This is a genomic window from Leuconostoc mesenteroides subsp. mesenteroides ATCC 8293, from assembly GCF_000014445.1.
GTDB classification, from domain to species: domain Bacteria; phylum Bacillota; class Bacilli; order Lactobacillales; family Lactobacillaceae; genus Leuconostoc; species Leuconostoc mesenteroides.
Genome location: NC_008531.1, coordinates 1,457,187 through 1,474,171, shown reverse-complemented (window position 1 = coordinate 1,474,171; position 16,985 = coordinate 1,457,187). Strand labels below are relative to the sequence as shown.

Genomic DNA, 16,985 nt, shown 5'->3' with positions numbered 1-16,985 from the left:
AAAAATGTCATGGTGAAGTAATGATAAAATATGAAACAATCTCTTTTTTAAACGGTAAACTAACATTATTTAAAAAGAATGATCAAATTGTGTGCATTAGTCTAGCTGATGATGGTGTTAGCGAATTTTTAAATGACTTTCCAGAATATGAGTTAAAACAGCAAGTATTACCAGAAACAAGTCTTTTTCGAGCGTATGCTGCTGGTGAAAAGATTGATTTCTCGCGGATTAAGATTGGGTACCTTAAGTCCACTGCCTTTCAAAGAGAGGTATGGCAGGCCCTAAATACCTGTCATGAATTATTAACGTACGAGCAGTTCGCAAAAAAGATTAATCATCCCACTGCTGTTCGCGCTGTAGCGACAGCGATTGGTAAAAATCCTATTCCAATTATTAATGCCTGTCATCATATCTTACCTAAGAGTGGTGGTGTGGGTAAGTATAGATACGGTACTGACATTAAAAGAAAATTATTAGTATTAGAAAACCTATTAGAGAAGTGAGAAACAGTGCGTCAGTGAGATTTTATGACGCACTTTTTTTGTATTTCCGTTTGTAAAACCTGATACAATAGACTTATGACTAATACAGAAAATTATTTTAAAGTTGGCACAATTGTAAACACACATGGTATTCGTGGTGAAGTGAAAATCATGGCGATTACTGATTTTGCTCAAGATCGCTTCAAAAAGGGAGCAGATCTATTTATTGATACAAAACAGGGACGTATCCCTGTCAAAGTGCAATCATCACGACTACATAAAAACATGTGGTTGGTTTTATTTGTTGGCGTAACCAACATTAATGAAATTGAAAAATATAAAGGTGATGATGTTTATATTGAAGGTACAGCTCGTCCAGAATTAGAAGACGATCAGTACTATTACGATGAAATTATCGATAGCACTGTGGTTGATTTGGATGGTAACAAAATCGGTGTTGTCAAGGAAATTATGGAAACAGGAGCGAATGATGTTTGGATAGTTCAACGTGACGGTCAATCAGATGCCTTGATTCCTATGATTGATGATGTTGTTAAATCAGTTGATGTTGACGCCAAATTAATTACAATTGACGCTTTAGAAGGGTTATTAGATTAATGAGAATAGATGTTTTAAGCTTATTTCCCGACATGTTTGCACCAATGCGCCAATCAATTATTGGCAAAGCGATTGATAAAGGGGCGTTAGACTTTCAAGTGACTGATTTTCGAGATTTCACCGAAAATAAGCATAATAACGTAGATGATTATCCATTTGGTGGCGGTGCTGGCATGTTATTAACACCACAACCAATATTTGATGCGATGGCCTCTGTTGAAAAGCAAGCTGGTGGCAAAGGACGTGTGATCCTGTTGGATCCAGCTGGTAGACAGTTCAACCACGAAGTTGCCCAAGAGTTAGCTACTTATGACCATTTAACTTTTGTTGCTGGTCATTACGAAGGGTATGATGAGCGCATTCGAGAATTAGTCGATGATGAAATTTCACTAGGTGACTATGTTTTGACAGGTGGAGAACTCGGCGCGATGGTTATTATCGATGCCACAGTACGTTTTCTGCCCGAAATTTTAGGTAATGCGGCAAGTGCTGAGGGAGATTCTTTTGAAGATGGTTTGTTAGAATTTCCGCAGTACACACGACCAGCTGATTTTCGGGGACGAATGGTTCCGGAAGTCTTGACTAGTGGTAATCACGCCAAAATTGCTGAGTGGCGATTAAAGGAGTCATTGCGCCGTACTTATTTACGCCGACCTGATTTATTAGAAAAGCGGCAGTTAACGCAACAAGAGCGGGACTTGCTGGATAATATAAAGAGTGAAGAACAGTAAAAAGTTTTGTGAGAAAAAGTAACAGAACTAGCAAACAGATATGGAGGAAATGCGTTTAGCTATTTCAGGTATTGTGAATAAATACCTGATTACTCACGCTTCTAAAATTATGAAAATAGCAATAGCAGGGTTTGGTGCTTTAGGCGCTCGAGTTGGTGTGATGTTACAACAAGCTGGCCATGAAGTTACAGGAATTGATGGCTGGGCTGCACATATTGCTGCCATAAGCACAGATGGGTTAACAGTGCATCAAGATGATGGGGCAACAAAAAAATATTATATTCCTGTTATGACAGCTAAAGAAATTGATGGTAAGTTTGACCTTATTATTTTGTTAACGAAGACCCCTCAATTAGATATGATGTTAACAGATATCAAGCACATTATTACTAAGAATACCAAGCTGTTGGTTCTTTCTAATGGTCTTGGTAATATTGAGGTCATGGAAAAGCATGTTAATCGCAATCAGATTTTGGCTGGTGTGACTTTGTGGACATCAGAATTAATTAATCCTGGTGAAATTCGCGTGACGGGAACTGGGTCCATCAAATTACAGGCAATCGGTGAGGCTAACGCTAAACCAATTGTATCGGCTCTGAATAAGGCTGGTCTCAATGTGACATTATCTCAAAATGTCATTGAAGCAATTTGGCATAAAGCGGGAATTAACTCTGTCCTTAACCCGTTAACAGTTTTGTTAGATGCAAATATTGCAGAGTTCGGTATGGCTGGAAATGGTATGGATTTATCACTAAATATTCTGGATGAAATAAAAAAAATTGGTGAGTTAGAAGGAATTAACGTTGATGTAAACGCGATCATGAAGGATTTAGCCTTACTCATACGACCTGAAAATGCTGGAAATCATTACCCATCAATGTATCAAGATATTAAAGCTGGTAAACATACAGAAATCGATTTTTTAAACGGTTACTTCGCTAAATTAGGATCTGAACATGATGTAGCTATGCCATTTAATGCTCTGGTAACAAGATTAATTCACGCTAAAGAAGATATTGAGCGAACAAAGTTAGCTAAAAAACAGGAAACTTTTGAAATTTAATCTTAATTAAAGTAAAATGAGTGTAACTGCTTTTACTTTTAATTTGTAAGGAGAAATAACATGGCAATAGAAACTGCAATATTTGCTGGTGGCTGCTTTTGGTGCATGGTTCAACCATTTGATTCTTTGGATGGCATAGAAAAGGTTCGTTCAGGCTATACTGGTGGTCATGTTGAAAATCCAACTTATGAGCAAGTACTAACACATACTACAGGACACACAGAAGCTGTTAAAATTTGGTTTGATTCCGAAAAAATAAGTTATCGTGAACTAGTCGAAATATATTGGGAACAGACTGATCCAACTGATGCAATGGGTCAATTCCAAGACCGCGGTGATAACTACCGTCCAGTGATTTTTGTAAATAGTCCTGAACAACGTGAAATTGCTGAAGAATCTAGAGCCGCATTAGCAGCTTCAAATCGTTTTGATGAACCCATCGTGACGAAAATTGAAGACGCCAAACCATTTTATGAAGCAGAAGAGTATCACCAGGATTTTTACAAGAAGGATCCAGAACGAGAAGCACTAGAAATGGCACAACGCTTGCAATTTAAAGCTGATAAGTGGAATTGAATTTAACCAATATATTTTAAGATAAATTCAATTTAAATGATATGAAAGTGAGCGGAAACGCTCATTTTTTGTTATAATTGACTAGTTATGAACGTTATTAAGAAAGCGCTCAGTAGGTAAAATGAATGCAACTTGAATTTCTCGGGACTGGCTCTGGCCAACCATCTAAATTTAGAAATGTTACAAGTATTGCGCTTCGCCTTTTAGACGAACGCAATGCTGTGTGGCTTTTTGATGTTGGTGAAGCAACGCAACATCAAATTTTAAAAACCACTTTGCGACCACGTAAAGTTGAAAAAATATTTATTACACATTTGCATGGTGATCATATATTTGGATTGCCAGGATTCTTAAGCTCACGTTCCTTTCAAGGTGCTGATAAAAATGAACCCTTAACTATATATGGGCCTAAGGGTGTTAAAGAATTTGTTCAAACGGCACTACGGATTTCCGAAACACGTCTATCGTATCCAATTGAGTATGTTGACTTAACTGAAGGTGTCATCTTTGAAGATCATACTTTTCAAGTTGTTGCCGCACCAATGCGTCATCGTATTGAGACCTGGGGATTTCGTGTGATAGAGAAAGATCATCCAGGCGAACTATTAGTTGATAAACTAAAGCAGGGAAATATTCCTTCTGGACCAGTATATGGACAACTCAAAGCAGGAAAAACAGTTACACTACCAGATGGGCGTATCGTTAATGGTCATGATTTCATTGGTAAAGCTCAAAAAGGTCGTATAGTAACTTTCATTTTAGATACTCGTCCTAATGATAATGTAGAGTGGTTAGCAAAAAATGCCGATGTTCTGGTGCATGAGAGTACCTATGGTTCAAGCGAAGAAGAGGCGAAAATGGCCAAAGCCCATGCCCATTCAACAAGTGCAAATGCTGCAAGTGTGGCTCGCCGGGCACATGTAAACAAGTTAGTATTGACACATCTTTCAGCTCGTTATATTGGGCCGATGGTTAAAGAATTAATACACGATGTCCGTCGCAACTTTGCTAACACGTATGTGGCACGCGACTTTGACATTATTGATATTCCTTTTAAGAAAGATAGTAATGAATCAAAATAATTGGAACATTCTGCCACAACCAAGTGAAAAGGTTGTTCGGCAGTTAAGCGCACAACTAAATATTAGTCAATTTATGTCAACAATTGTGGCTCAAAGGGGTTATACAGATCCAGAAGCAGCTTTTAAATATCTACAACCAAGTGTAGAACAATTGCATGATCCCATGTTACTTCATGATATGGATAGAACCATTGAGCGTCTACAGGACGCAGCTTTTGGTGGTGAAAAGATTGTTGTGTACGGTGATTATGATATGGATGGTGTCACTAGTACAGCAATTATGGTTGAAGCCTTAGAAGTATTGGGGGCAGATGTAACACCTTACATACCTAATCGCTTTTCAGATGGCTATGGGCCAAATATTGATACGTATAAAAAACTTATTGCTGATGGTGCGCAATTGATTGTGACAGTAGATAACGGTGTTAGTGGTCAAGAAGCTGTTGAATATGCGATGAGTCAAGGTATTGATGTCATTATTACTGATCATCACGAAATGCCTGCCACATTGCCAAACGCTTATGCCGTTATTCACCCAAGACATCCAAAAGGCCAGTATCCATTTGGTGATTTATCTGGCGCTGGTGTTGCTTTCAAAGTTGCCCAAGCATTATTAAATGAAGGGCAACCAGTTGAGGATCAAACAGAGCTACCAACTGAGTTGTTGGATCTCGTTGCGTTAGGTGAAATTTCTGATATGGTGTCTTTGACTGACGAAAACAGGGTTCTAGTTTCATGGGGATTGAAACAAATTAATGTTTCGCCACGTCCGGGTCTAACCGCAGTTTTGAAAAATGCGGGTAAGAAAGATAATGAACCAGTTATTTCAGAAACAGTTTCATTTAAGATTGCCCCTCGCTTAAATGCTGTTGGTCGATTAGGGGATGCTAGCTTATCTCTACAACTTTTGTTAAGTCAAGATCCAGAAGAATCAACTGCCATTGCTTCTGAAGTTGAGGCCATTAATGCGCAACGTCAAGAAATTGTTGAAGAGGTATTTGGGTCTGCAAAACAAATGGCTTTGTCAGACGAATACAAAAATGATCAAGTCTTGGTTATTGCTGGTCAAGATTGGCATCAAGGAATTTTGGGTATTGTGGCTAGTCGATTGGTGGAACTATTACAAAAACCAACAATTGTTTTAAGTTTAACGGATGGTGTTTATAAAGGATCTGGTCGGACTTTTGGTGATTTTGACCTCTATCAATTTATGAATACCTTTCACGATTTGTATGATACGTTTGGTGGGCATGCCAGTGCACTAGGACTAGCTATTTCCCCAGAGCAACTAGATGTATTAAAAGAGCAAGTTCGTTTGAACTCAGCTAAATTACAAATTCATGCCAAGCCGATTAGTATTAATACGACACTGTCGGTTAATGAAATCAGCACTGAAACGTATGAAGAACTACGCCTGCTTGAACCTTTCGGTACTGGAAATCAGCAACCAGTGTTTGGATTGCAGCAACCAAAAATTAATAAAGTAACAACCATGGGAAACTTAAAGCAACATATTAAGTTAGCTTTAGAAAATAATGTTGAAGCAGTTGGCTTTAACCATCCAGATTGGGTGCCTATGGTTGCTAATCCATTAGGGATATCATTTGCTGCGACTCTGGGTATTAATTATTTCCGTGGGCGCAAAACGATACAGCTTCTACTAACTGCTATTAATACATCAGAGGCAACTGATGAAAATGCTGCTCATAAAAAGTTTTTTGCTCAAGTATATAAATTCATTTACGCACATCAGGATCTAAATTTTGCGCAGAACTTGGATAAAATAGCGAAGCAGTTAAATATCAATAAGAACGATTTGAATATTATGATTCAAGTATTTATTGAATTAGGATTCGTGCACGTTACCAATGGATTTGTTACAATTATTTCGGGAGCAGCACAAAAACCCTTAACCACGTCAATAACATACCAAAAGTATTTGGCAAATCGTTAAAAAGAAAGTATGAGCGATAGCTCTGAGATTTAGAATGACAGTAGATTTACATGATTTTGTTGCAACAGTTGAAGATTACCCCGAACCAGGTGTTAGTTTTCGTGATATTTCACCATTGATGGGTGATGGTGTGGCCTATAAGCAAGCAGTAGATGCTATTGCTGATTTTGCTAAACATTTAAACGTTGATTTAATTGCTGGTCCTGAATCACGTGGATTTATTGTAGGTTCACCGCTGGCGTATGCGATGAATATCGGCTTTGTTCCAGCTCGTAAAGGTGGCAAATTACCTCGTGAAGCTGTATCAGCATCATACACATTAGAGTATGGTGGTGTTAATGAGCTAGAAATTCATAAAGATGCTATTAAGCCAGGACAACGTGTGCTGATTGTTGATGATTTACTAGCGACAGGCGGCACTATTAATGCTACACGTGAAATTATTGAAAAACTTGGTGGCATCGTTGCTGGTGTAGCTTTTATTATAGAATTAGAAAGCTTGCAAGGCCGTGAAAAAATTATGAAAGCTGGCGAAGTGCCATTCCTAGCTTTAATGGAATATTAAGCTTTTTTAAGATTAGTGTAATTGGCAGTATGCCGTAAAATACTTAGAACAATAATATACATCATATTGAGGTGCTACTGATGAACAATAGTAACATTAAAGAGTGGTTTATACGCTTTTTCAAAGGGATATTCATTGCTCTAGGGTTTATTCTTCCTGGTGTATCCGGTGGCGTATTAGCAGCAATTCTTGGCTTGTATGAACGAATGCTGAACTTCATGGCGCATTTGAGGCAGAATTTTAAGAAAGATTTTTGGTTTTTTCTACCAGTGGGTTTGGGTGGTATCGCTGGTATTATTTTATTAAGCCGACCATTAGAATTTTTGCTTGTTGAATATAAAGCAATTATTTTGTGGGGGTTTGCTGGTGCCATTGTTGGTACTTTACCAGCTCTGACAAAGGAAAGTGGCAAGCATGGGCGGAGCCCGAGCGATTGGATATTATTCATCGTCACAATAGTTGCTGGTGGATTATTCCTATATAATATGACGGCCATCTTTGGAACGATGCCAATTAATTTCTTTTCTTGGATGTTGGCGGGGGCACTAATCGCGTTAGGCGTTATTGTCCCGGGATTAAGTCCATCAAACCTGTTGCTATACCTAGGATTATTTGACCCAATGTTAGCCGGATTTAAACGTGCTGATATAAGTGTATTTTTGCCAATAGCACTTGGTGGTATGTTGACATTAATCCTTTTTTCAAAATTAATGAACTATCTTTTACATCACTATTATGCTAAGGTATACCATTTCATTTTAGGTATTGTTGTGGTGTCAACGCTTTTAATTGTTATTCCACCAGTCGCTGATTATAGTGGCTTTAACATAATGAGCGGATTTATAAGTTTTATCTTATTCATCCTCGGTGTATGGGCTGGTCACTGGATGAGCGGCTTAGAAGAAAAGTACAAATAAAAAACGATCATGTGATAATTTCTATCGCCAGATCGTTTTTTTATTGTACTAACCAAACTTGATCACTAATAAAATCAAATGGTTGATGATGTTGATTTAACTTTTTGGGGCGTGCTAGTTTTGCATTCTGCCAAAATAATTGTGAATTGGTTGCGCCATTTTTTTCACCAATGACAATAAAATCACCATTAAAGTGTTGCGCACGTAGGCCTTGTAGAACTTGCCAGTCCGTTTCATCTGTATCAGGTGCCCAGCTTAGAATAACCACATCATAGGACATTGCTTTTATAGCTTCCAATGCATCTAAACAGATAACTTCTGTCCATAAATCAGGATGCTGTATATCTTGACCGTGCCAGTCGAAGTTATCTGTTGCGATGACGTTATTGCCAAAAAGGCGCAATTGGCTAGAAATAACGCCATTTCCTGACATGATTTCTAAAACTCGTCGGCCATCAATAAATTGATTTAAATCCGATAACCAAAGCTTATTTGGCAAATGCCAGACGCCAAAAGACTTAATAATTGTTTGTCGAAATTCAGAAAGTAAATCATCAAGAGGCATCAGTCGTAAATCGGATAGAATATCTTGACTAGAAAAACTAAGCTGAGGTAGGGGGTTTTCGGGTAAAGTATGCTGAGCAAGGGACTGTAATGCCTTACGAGCTGCATTTATTTTAACCAACGTATCTGGGCTGTCAGAAAATTGCTGAGCATATTGCGCTAGTTTAATCTTCATCGTCATTTGTTACATCACGTCGATGGTTTACCTTGGTACCGTCCTTACTAATATGTATGTTGAAATGTTTACCATTTCTAACAAACTCAAATTCGTTATCTTTGATATTTTTTCTGAAACGCCAAAATGCAACTAAGCCAATAATGCCAGCAACAGCAGCTATAATTAAGGCAACGAAGAGTGCAATGCCAATAATGCTAAGTACGACCGGAACTGCTACGCCAATAATTGTTAAAATGACAGGAATCAAAATTAACAGCCCAATAATCGCTGTAACCACGGCCCCAATAAATTGAAATATCTGTTTCATAATATTTTTCCTCCTTGTTTATTATACTATAGTTTTGGAGAGTTTTATTAGATTTATAAAAAAGTATTGACATATAAATGTTATTAGGGTATATTATTACTCATAGAAACAAGCGAGTAATTCGCTCAAAAAATGGAGACGCATCATGGCTAAAAATGTACAAGCACATCAAAATAACGCACTCCTCCTCAACCTCCTTCTCATTTGAGTCTAGTAGGTTGTTATTTGAGCAATAATCAGCTACTAGACTTTACTAAAAGAGTCAGAGTAGCTGGTTAGGTAGGAAACGTCCTAACGAGCAATCGTTGGGACGTTTTATTTTTCTCAACGATTGTTAGTAGCTCATATTGGAATTAAGTTATTAAACAGGAGAAATAACATGGCACAAAACGCAATTACACCACAACATAAAATTGATACAGATCAAATTAAAGAAAAAGTAGCTCAAGAAAAGGAGTCAGTTCGTGACACTGTTTATAAAGTCAGTGCAGCTGTCTCAAACGCCATTTTGGTTACCTTGGGTATGGGATTATTGCTGCAAACGATTGCAGGATTCATCCACTGGGCACCGATGGTCCAAATGGGTGCAATCACTAAAATTATGTTACCAGCAGCATTTGGCGCCGCGATTGCATCACAAATGAAAACGAATACAATGGTTATGTTTAGTGCGATGGCTGCCTCAGCGGTTGGTGCTAACGCTGTTTTCTTCACAGATAAAGCCGTGGAGGGTGTGACAGCAACCGGATACGCTGGTGCACAAGCTGCTGGTTCAGCTATAATGACCACTGGACAACCAATTTCAGCTGTTATGGCTGGTGTGATTGCCGTATTGTTTGGTAAGTGGTTGAGTGGTAAGACACCATTAGATATGGTCATTGTACCAGCGGCGACCACAATTGTTGGCACGGTGTCAGGGTACTACTTGGCAGCTGTTACGACACCGGCGTTGGTCGCAATCGGAAAGTTTATTGCTTCGAGTGTTGCAGTTAATCCAATTATTGGTACAGCCATTGTTGCAATGGCCTTTGGTGCAATGACCATGACACCAGCCTCCGCAGCAGCTTTAGCTGTGGCAATTGGTGCAACGGGTGTAACTTCACCAGAGGCTGCAGGAGCAATCTTAATCGGTACAACGGCTGTATTCGTTGGCTTCCCTGCAATGTCATTTCATGAAAATAAAATTGGCGCAACAATTGCTCAAGGTATTGTTACACCAAAAATTCAATTTCCAAATTTGACTGAAAATCCTGCCTTGATTATTCCACCAATGATTGGCGCAGCAATTGCTGCACCAATCGCAACAATCGCGTTTAATGTTACTGCACCTTTCTCAATGGCTGGTATTGGATTTAATTCATTTATCGTTCCGTTGGCATTGGCTGGTTCAAATCCTGCTGCATTTGCTGCTTACATGATTATCGGTGTAGGTGTTCCCGTGATTGTTTCATTTGTTGGTTATCGTTTCATGCGTAAAATGGGTTGGGCAAAGCCACAACAATTGCACTTGGAGATGATTTAATATAAAAAAGCATGAGTCGCTAATTGAGACATCATGCTTTTTTATTTTGTGTATGTTGAGCGATAGGATAAGTTATTTGGCCCTTTGAGCCAGTTAAAGTGTTTTAATGGATTTGATTTTACGCCCCAAATATCGAGTAACGCTGCAATTGCAATATGAACAGGAGCCTGAGCATCAAATGTGACATTCAATTGATTATATAGACCATCTGGTCGATTTTCCGGTTTCACACTAAGCAATTTTTTGGTATTGTGGTATATGAAGTATCGATTTGCAATGAAATTACCAGATATTAACCAGCTTAAATGTCGAACATAAACAAAGTCACTAATATGGCCTAGTGTAAAACTAATTGACCCGACGATATGCCCACGGTAGTTGAGGGTAAATCTTGGTATAATACCATAAGATGTTTGGCGGATGCGCACCAAAACGCGACCGGACATGTCTTGAACTTGAATTTCGTCAGATTTTTTACCAGAACGGCCAGACACTAAATAAGACGCTTTAAAATCTTGGTCGAAAACAATGTTGACGCCATCATTAATACTATGTCGTTGACGTAAGTAATATTTTGTCATTTGCAAACCTCGTATTCAATTACAAGTTTATCACGAAAGAAGAAGAAAATGCCATTATCACATACAACTTGGGCACCAGCTGTTAAGGCCAAGTTAAATCCTGAGTATTTAAAACAAGTCGCGCAGTTTATTCAATCAACTTACCGGGAAGATGCTCATATTTTTCCACAGCAAAAAAATATATTTGCTGCTCTTGAGAAAACACCTTTGCCTGAGACGAAAGTGGTCATCATGGGGCAAGATCCATATCACAATATTGGTCAGGCCCAAGGATTGAGCTTCTCAGTTCCTGAAAACGTGCCAGCACCACCTTCCTTACAGAATATTTTAAAAGAGCTTTCGACAGATGTTGGGCCTCGTCAATCTCATGATTTAACCAGCTGGTCCACACAAGGTGTATTGCTACTAAATGCTGTCTTAACAGTTCCAGAAGGGCAGGCTAATGCGCACCAAGGGAAAATTTGGGAGCCGTTGACGGACAGTTTGATCCAAATTGCTTCTGAAGATGATGCACCGAAAGTTTTTATTTTGTGGGGAAAGTTTGCCCAATCGAAACGTCAATTTATTGATGAGTCTAAGCATCTCGTCTTAATGAGTGCCCATCCAAGCCCACTATCAGCTTACCGTGGCTTTTTTGGAAGTCAACCATTCTCAAAAGCAAATCACTTTTTAGTTGCTAAGGGGCGACAACCTATTGATTGGTTGAAATGAGTGAATAAATTCACAAATATTACTAAATACACAGACTTTTGTGTAGTTGTCTGTTACAATTAAATTGTAAATAATTAATTCGTAGCAGCGAATTTGGAGGAATTTATGGAACTTTTTGAGCAATTAAAAAATAAAATTACCGGTCAAAATAAGACAATTGTATTTCCGGAAGGTGAAGATCCCCGTATCCAGGGCGCAGCTATCAGATTAGCAGCTGATAATTTGATCGAGCCAATATTGTTGGGGGATGCACAGGAAATTTCAAAAACTGCCCAAGCCCATAACTTTGATTTATCGAACATAGAGACGATTGATCCTGCTTCATATGATGAGAATGAATTGGCAAAATTAAATGCGACACTTGTCGAAAGGCGCAAAGGGAAAACAGACGCTGAGACAGCTGCCAAATGGCTACAAAATGTTAACTATTTTGGGACAATGCTGGTTTATACTGGCAAAGCTGACGGTATGGTGTCAGGCGCAGTACATCCAACTGGTGATACAGTTCGTCCTGCGTTGCAGATCATTAAAACGGCGCCTGGCTCATCACGTATTTCTGGTGCATTCATTATGCAAAAAGGCGAAGAGCGTTATGTATTTGCGGACGCTGCCATTAACATTGACATTGATTCGGACACGATGGCTGAAATTGCAATACAATCAGCCCACACAGCTCAAGTGTTTGATATTGAACCAAAAGTTGCGATGCTTTCATTTTCAACTAAGGGCTCCGCGAAATCACCCTTGGTCGATAAGGTGGCAACTGCCACTGCATTGGCTAAGAAGTTAGCACCTGAACTGGCGGACTCAATTGATGGAGAGTTACAGTTTGATGCTGCGTTTGTTGAATCTGTTGCTGCCGCAAAGGCGCCTGATTCAAAAGTCGCAGGTAAAGCGAACACATTTATTTTCCCAAGTCTAGAAGCAGGTAATATTGGCTATAAAATTGCACAACGCTTGGGTGGGTTTGAAGCGATTGGACCTATTTTACAAGGCTTAGCAAAACCTGTTTCTGATTTATCGCGAGGAGCCAATGAAGAGGATGTTTATAAAGTAGCTATTATTACTGCTGCGCAAGCATTATAAGTATATAAAAAAAGACCTAACTGAAAAGTTAAGTCTTTTTTTATGCGGATAACAGGAATCGAACCTGCACGGTGTTGCCACCATACCGACCTGAACGGTACGCGTCTGCCAGTTCCGCCATATCCGCGGTTCAACTTTTTTATTATACCTGAAAAAGTAAGGGTTGACAAATTTTTCTGGTATAGTACTATTAAATTATTCAAAGAAGCAGGGATGTATTATGAACAAATTATTCTTCAATCAAACATCATCCTCCACTCGACCACTCATGTGATCGGGATTCTTTGCGTACAGATAACGTAGAAATGACGGACAACATGGGTGTGTATACTTGTGTTGTCTTTTTGTATATTGAAAGGGATTTTTAATGACAAACTATAATTTTTCTGCTGGTCCAGGTGTTCTACCAACGCCAGTTCTCACTAAGATTAAAAATGAATTCATCAAAAATGAATTTACGCATATGTCCATCATAGAAATCTCGCATCGCTCCACGCAATTTGAAGAAATCATTAACAGCGCTGAAGAACGTTTGCGTGATTTAATGAATATATCAGATGATTATGGTGTTGCATTTATTCAGGGTGGGGGATCCACGCAATTTGAAATGTTGCCACTTAACTTTGCCAATAATAAGAATAGAATTGCTGTTTTAGATTCAGGTAACTTTGCCTCAAAGGCAGCGCAGGCAGCAGTTACTATTGGTAAACAAGCAACAATTTTGGACAGCTCCAAAGTGGATCATTATCATCATTTACCTATGTTATCTACAGATTTCAACGCCGATGAGTATGATTACCTACATCTAACGACCAATAACACAATCGAGGGTGCTACTTACCATCAATCGATTTTGCCTAAAACCGTTGGTCGATTAACAGCAGATATGAGTTCAAATATTTTGGCAGAGCCATATGATGTCAATGATTTTGATGCTATTTTTGCGGGGGCGCAAAAGAACCTTGGGCCAGCTGGCGTTACGGTTGCTATCGTCAAAAAAGATTGGTTAAAAGAACAAAATATTGAAAACGTAGGTTCAATGTTGCGTTATCAAAACTATCTGGACAAGCATTCAATGTATAATACACCGCCAGTATTTTCGATTTACGCTCTGAACTTAGTACTTGAGTGGGTACAAGAGCAGGGAGGCGTTGACAGTATGTATGCGCAAAATATTGAGAAGTCTTCAAAATTGTATGATTACCTAGATAACTCTACATTTTATCATGCATTGGTTGATGAATCGGCACGTTCACTGACAAACGTTGTCTTTACTACAGCAGACTTAGAACGAGATCAAGCAATAGCCAAAGACGCAACTAAAGAAGGTTTATTTAATTTAAGTGGTCATCGGTCGGTTGGCGGTTTCCGTGCTTCATTATACAATGCACAACCTATTGAAGCAGTTGATGCCTTAATTACATTTTTGAAGAAAGCAGAAAATAATTACAAATGACAAACATTAAAACTTATAATGCTATTAGTTCTAAAGGACTGGACTATTTGAAAGACCATCACTACGACATTAACGGTAATGATGCGCCAAAAGGCATCTTGTTACGTTCACAAAATTTACACGATGAACCAATCGATGATAATGTTCGTGCCATTGTTCGTGCTGGTGCTGGCTTTAATAATATTCCTGTTGAGGAATTATCAAAACGTGGTATTGCTATTTTTAATACGCCTGGTGGGAATGCAAATGCCGTGAAAGAACTAACAATTGCATCACTAGTTTTGGCAGCACGACCAGTAGTTGGTGCTATACAATTTGCTAATGATACACGGGGCGGGGATGTGTCTTTGCGCACAGAGTCAAATAAAGGCGGTTACCGTGGCACAGAACTAGCAGGAAAGAAACTGGGTGTTATTGGTTTAGGAAACGTTGGATCAAAAGTTGCTAATACCGCCTTAGCTCTTGATATGGACGTTATTGGTTATGATCCTGGGTTGAATGCCAATACAGCTTGGCGTGTCGATCGTCATATTGTTCATGCAAGAAGTGTTGAGGAAGTATTAGAGCAAGCCGACTATGTGACTGTTCATATTCCATTAGAAGAGAAAAATCGTTATTTCATTGATGCGGATAAATTGCATCTGATGAAGCCAACGGCTGCGTTACTCAACTTGTCAAGAGGCGGCATTGTTGATGATGAAGCTGCAAAGGAAGCGTTGGATAATGATCAGTTACGTGTCTATATCACTGATTTTGCTGACAGTGTTTTGTTTGATAATCCTAAGGTTATTATTACGCCGCATATTGGTGGATCAACTATTGAAGCAGAGGACACGAGTGCTTTGATGGCTGCACGTCAACTAGATGAGTATTTAACAACAGGAAATATTGTAAATTCAGTTAATTATCCAGATATTAATGAACCATTCACGACTAAGTATCGCGTTGGTATTATTCACGAAAATGTGCCGAATATGTTGGGACAAATTTCAAAGTTCTTTGGTGATCATAATATCAACATTGAACAGTTAAGTAATCGTGCTGTTGGAAATTATGCCTATACAATGGTGGCAATTAACGACTTTACTGAAGAACAACAAGAGTTGGTAAAAACGGCTTTGGATGAAATTCCACACGTTATCTTAACTCGTCGTTATGTTAACACAAGAATATAAAGAAGGAAAAACCAAAATGACTAAAGAATTACAAGAATCAGCAATCACAACGCTCGCACGTCGAGGTGTGACTACCAATGATATCGCCGAAGGCACACGTACATTTTTGAGTGGCAAATACAAAGATACCATTAATGAAGAAGTATTGGCCAAATCTATTGCACATGTTCTTTACAAAGATGAAGTAGCTGATATTATTTTGACTGCGATATACCTTGATGAGCAAGCAGAAGTTATGCCCGATGACCAACCCTTAAAAGCACGCTTGCAACGCGATGCCAATGGTCATAATGTTGATGAAATTTTGGCAATTGCAATTACGCAACAATTTTCTGCGGCTGCAACAGTGCATTATGGTTTGTTAGATGACCTAAAGCCAGGGTTAATTGGAGAAATTAACGACAAGACCGATAGCATTAATGTTTACTTAGACGATATTTTGGCAGCATTGATTGCCAGTTCAGCAATGTCATATTTGGAGCTTTTGGGCGGTAATCAATATTAATGATTTAAACTGTGCTTACTGGAAATTGTAGTTATTTTTTGTTAAAATAGAAGCGTTATTCATTAATTTCAAGGAGATGACACAATGTCAGGACATAGTAAATGGCATAACATTCAAGGTCGTAAAAACGCCCAAGATGCTAAGCGTGGTAAAATTTTTCAAAAGATAGCGCACGACTTATATGTTGCTGCAAAGGCCGGCGGTGCAGATCCAGATATGAACGCATCATTGCGATTAGTTGTTGAAAAAGCTAAGGCCGCTAACATGCCTAAGGAAAACATACAACGTGCGTTAGATAAGGCTTCTGGCGCAAATGGCGCTAAGTTTGAAGAAGTCACTTACGAAGGGTATGGTACTGCTGGAGTAGCTGTTCTCGTCGAAGCGTCTACAGATAATATTAACCGCACGGTATCAAGTGTTCGTAACTCATTCAAGCACGCTGGCGGTGCATTGGGAACTTCAGGATCAGTGGCATTTCACTTTGATCGTAGGGGTTATCTTGCTATTGATCGTAGTGCGTTTCCCGATTTAGACGAAGACACAGTGCTAGAGGCTGCGTTGGAAGCAGGTGCGGAGGACATGCAAACTTCTGATGATGTTTTTGAAATCTATACAGAGCCAGCTGATTTCCAAGCTGTTGAATCGGCTTTGACAGAAGCTGGATATGTTTTTGAAGACGCAGAAGTGACAATGATCGCTCAAAATCCAATGGACATTTTAGAAGAAGATCGCGAGAAGTTGGATAAGTTAGTCGATGAATTAGAAGATAATGAAGACGTTTTGGCAGTTTATACAACCGCTGATTAGGTAGGTAAAATACATCAATGGATGTATTTTTTTTACAATTACTTTCAAAAAGGACAATAATTGTCTTTCATATTTAGCTGAAAGAGCACTAAACTAAGACATACA

Annotated in this window: 19 protein-coding genes and 1 tRNA gene; 16 read left to right on the top strand and 4 right to left on the bottom strand. The window is 38.8% G+C overall.

The window, feature by feature from the left end:
- Window positions 1-20: 20 nt before the first annotated feature.
- From LEUM_RS07240 to LEUM_RS07200, 9 genes are all read left to right on the top strand, one after another.
- Entirely contained in the window at window positions 21-503 is a 483-nt protein-coding gene (locus LEUM_RS07240) for a methylated-DNA--[protein]-cysteine S-methyltransferase (protein WP_011680159.1), read from the top strand.
- A 75-nt stretch (window positions 504-578) separates the two neighbouring features.
- Complete coding sequence (gene rimM, locus LEUM_RS07235) at window positions 579-1,100, top strand: ribosome maturation factor RimM (RefSeq protein WP_011680158.1); 522 nt, start codon at window positions 579-581, stop codon at window positions 1,098-1,100.
- On the top strand, window positions 1,100-1,831 hold the full coding sequence (trmD, locus tag LEUM_RS07230) for a tRNA (guanosine(37)-N1)-methyltransferase TrmD (protein WP_011680157.1): 732 nt from the start codon (window positions 1,100-1,102) through the stop codon (window positions 1,829-1,831). The genes rimM and trmD overlap by 1 nt, the downstream gene beginning before the upstream one ends.
- A 109-nt stretch (window positions 1,832-1,940) precedes the next feature.
- Window positions 1,941-2,894 carry a ketopantoate reductase family protein gene (locus LEUM_RS07225; protein ID WP_041775202.1) on the top strand — a complete coding sequence of 318 codons (954 nt, stop codon included), beginning with the start codon at window positions 1,941-1,943 and terminating at the stop codon, window positions 2,892-2,894.
- A 60-nt stretch (window positions 2,895-2,954) separates the two neighbouring features.
- Window positions 2,955-3,470 carry a peptide-methionine (S)-S-oxide reductase MsrA gene (gene msrA, locus LEUM_RS07220; RefSeq protein ID WP_002815174.1) on the top strand — a complete coding sequence of 172 codons (516 nt, stop codon included), beginning with the start codon at window positions 2,955-2,957 and terminating at the stop codon, window positions 3,468-3,470.
- A 125-nt stretch (window positions 3,471-3,595) separates the two neighbouring features.
- The gene (rnz, locus tag LEUM_RS07215) at window positions 3,596-4,552 is read left to right on the top strand and encodes a ribonuclease Z (protein ID WP_011680155.1); all 957 of its coding nucleotides are present in this window, start codon (window positions 3,596-3,598) and stop codon (window positions 4,550-4,552) included.
- Window positions 4,539-6,506: a single-stranded-DNA-specific exonuclease RecJ gene (gene recJ, locus LEUM_RS07210; protein ID WP_011680154.1), complete on the top strand. Its 1,968-nt coding sequence runs from the start codon at window positions 4,539-4,541 to the stop codon at window positions 6,504-6,506. The genes rnz and recJ overlap by 14 nt, the downstream gene beginning before the upstream one ends.
- 34 nt (window positions 6,507-6,540) lie before the next feature.
- Window positions 6,541-7,071, top strand: coding sequence for an adenine phosphoribosyltransferase (locus LEUM_RS07205; protein WP_011680153.1), 531 nt, complete (start codon window positions 6,541-6,543; stop codon window positions 7,069-7,071).
- Between the two features lie 80 nt (window positions 7,072-7,151).
- Entirely contained in the window at window positions 7,152-7,988 is an 837-nt protein-coding gene (locus tag LEUM_RS07200) for a DUF368 domain-containing protein (RefSeq protein ID WP_011680152.1), read from the top strand.
- A gap of 40 nt (window positions 7,989-8,028) precedes the next feature.
- On the opposite strand, the gene LEUM_RS07195 is transcribed toward LEUM_RS07200, so the two are convergent.
- Together LEUM_RS07195 and LEUM_RS07190 are read right to left on the bottom strand one after the other, a co-directional pair.
- Window positions 8,029-8,733, bottom strand: coding sequence for a class I SAM-dependent methyltransferase (locus LEUM_RS07195; protein ID WP_011680151.1), 705 nt, complete (start codon window positions 8,731-8,733; stop codon window positions 8,029-8,031).
- Window positions 8,717-9,037 carry a hypothetical protein gene (locus tag LEUM_RS07190; RefSeq protein ID WP_011680150.1) on the bottom strand — a complete coding sequence of 107 codons (321 nt, stop codon included), beginning with the start codon at window positions 9,035-9,037 and terminating at the stop codon, window positions 8,717-8,719. The genes LEUM_RS07195 and LEUM_RS07190 overlap by 17 nt, the downstream gene beginning before the upstream one ends.
- A 379-nt stretch (window positions 9,038-9,416) precedes the next feature.
- Between LEUM_RS07190 and LEUM_RS07185 the strand changes: the two genes are divergently transcribed.
- Complete coding sequence (locus LEUM_RS07185; protein WP_011680149.1) at window positions 9,417-10,559, top strand: PTS sugar transporter subunit IIC; 1,143 nt, start codon at window positions 9,417-9,419, stop codon at window positions 10,557-10,559.
- 41 nt (window positions 10,560-10,600) lie between these two features.
- Here the strand turns inward: LEUM_RS07185 and LEUM_RS07180 are convergent, their stop codons facing one another.
- On the bottom strand, window positions 10,601-11,140 hold the full coding sequence (locus LEUM_RS07180; RefSeq protein WP_010294919.1) for an LURP-one-related/scramblase family protein: 540 nt from the start codon (window positions 11,138-11,140) through the stop codon (window positions 10,601-10,603).
- 48 nt (window positions 11,141-11,188) lie between these two features.
- On the opposite strand from LEUM_RS07180, the gene LEUM_RS07175 reads away from it, so the two are divergent.
- Window positions 11,189-11,851: a uracil-DNA glycosylase gene (locus LEUM_RS07175; RefSeq protein ID WP_011680148.1), complete on the top strand. Its 663-nt coding sequence runs from the start codon at window positions 11,189-11,191 to the stop codon at window positions 11,849-11,851.
- 105 nt (window positions 11,852-11,956) lie between these two features.
- Window positions 11,957-12,937: a phosphate acetyltransferase gene (pta, locus tag LEUM_RS07170; protein ID WP_011680147.1), complete on the top strand. Its 981-nt coding sequence runs from the start codon at window positions 11,957-11,959 to the stop codon at window positions 12,935-12,937.
- A 43-nt stretch (window positions 12,938-12,980) separates the two neighbouring features.
- Here pta and LEUM_RS07165 read toward each other — a convergent pair.
- A tRNA-Leu gene (locus LEUM_RS07165) sits at window positions 12,981-13,064 on the bottom strand.
- Window positions 13,065-13,304: 240 nt separating this feature from the next.
- Here LEUM_RS07165 and serC point away from each other — a divergent pair.
- The 4 genes from serC to LEUM_RS07140 all read left to right on the top strand — a co-directional run bounded on the left by serC (window position 13,305) and on the right by LEUM_RS07140 (window position 16,880).
- On the top strand, window positions 13,305-14,393 hold the full coding sequence (serC, locus tag LEUM_RS07155; RefSeq protein ID WP_011680146.1) for a 3-phosphoserine/phosphohydroxythreonine transaminase: 1,089 nt from the start codon (window positions 13,305-13,307) through the stop codon (window positions 14,391-14,393).
- Window positions 14,390-15,568, top strand: coding sequence for a 3-phosphoglycerate dehydrogenase family protein (locus LEUM_RS07150; protein WP_011680145.1), 1,179 nt, complete (start codon window positions 14,390-14,392; stop codon window positions 15,566-15,568). The genes serC and LEUM_RS07150 overlap by 4 nt, the downstream gene beginning before the upstream one ends.
- Window positions 15,569-15,584: 16 nt before the next feature.
- Window positions 15,585-16,073 (top strand): phosphatidylglycerophosphatase A family protein, encoded by a 489-nt coding sequence (locus LEUM_RS07145; protein ID WP_011680144.1) that lies wholly within the window; start codon window positions 15,585-15,587, stop codon window positions 16,071-16,073.
- A gap of 84 nt (window positions 16,074-16,157) precedes the next feature.
- Window positions 16,158-16,880, top strand: a complete 723-nt coding sequence (locus tag LEUM_RS07140; RefSeq protein WP_010278976.1) for a YebC/PmpR family DNA-binding transcriptional regulator — start codon at window positions 16,158-16,160, stop codon at window positions 16,878-16,880.
- Window positions 16,881-16,985: the final 105 nt, after the last annotated feature.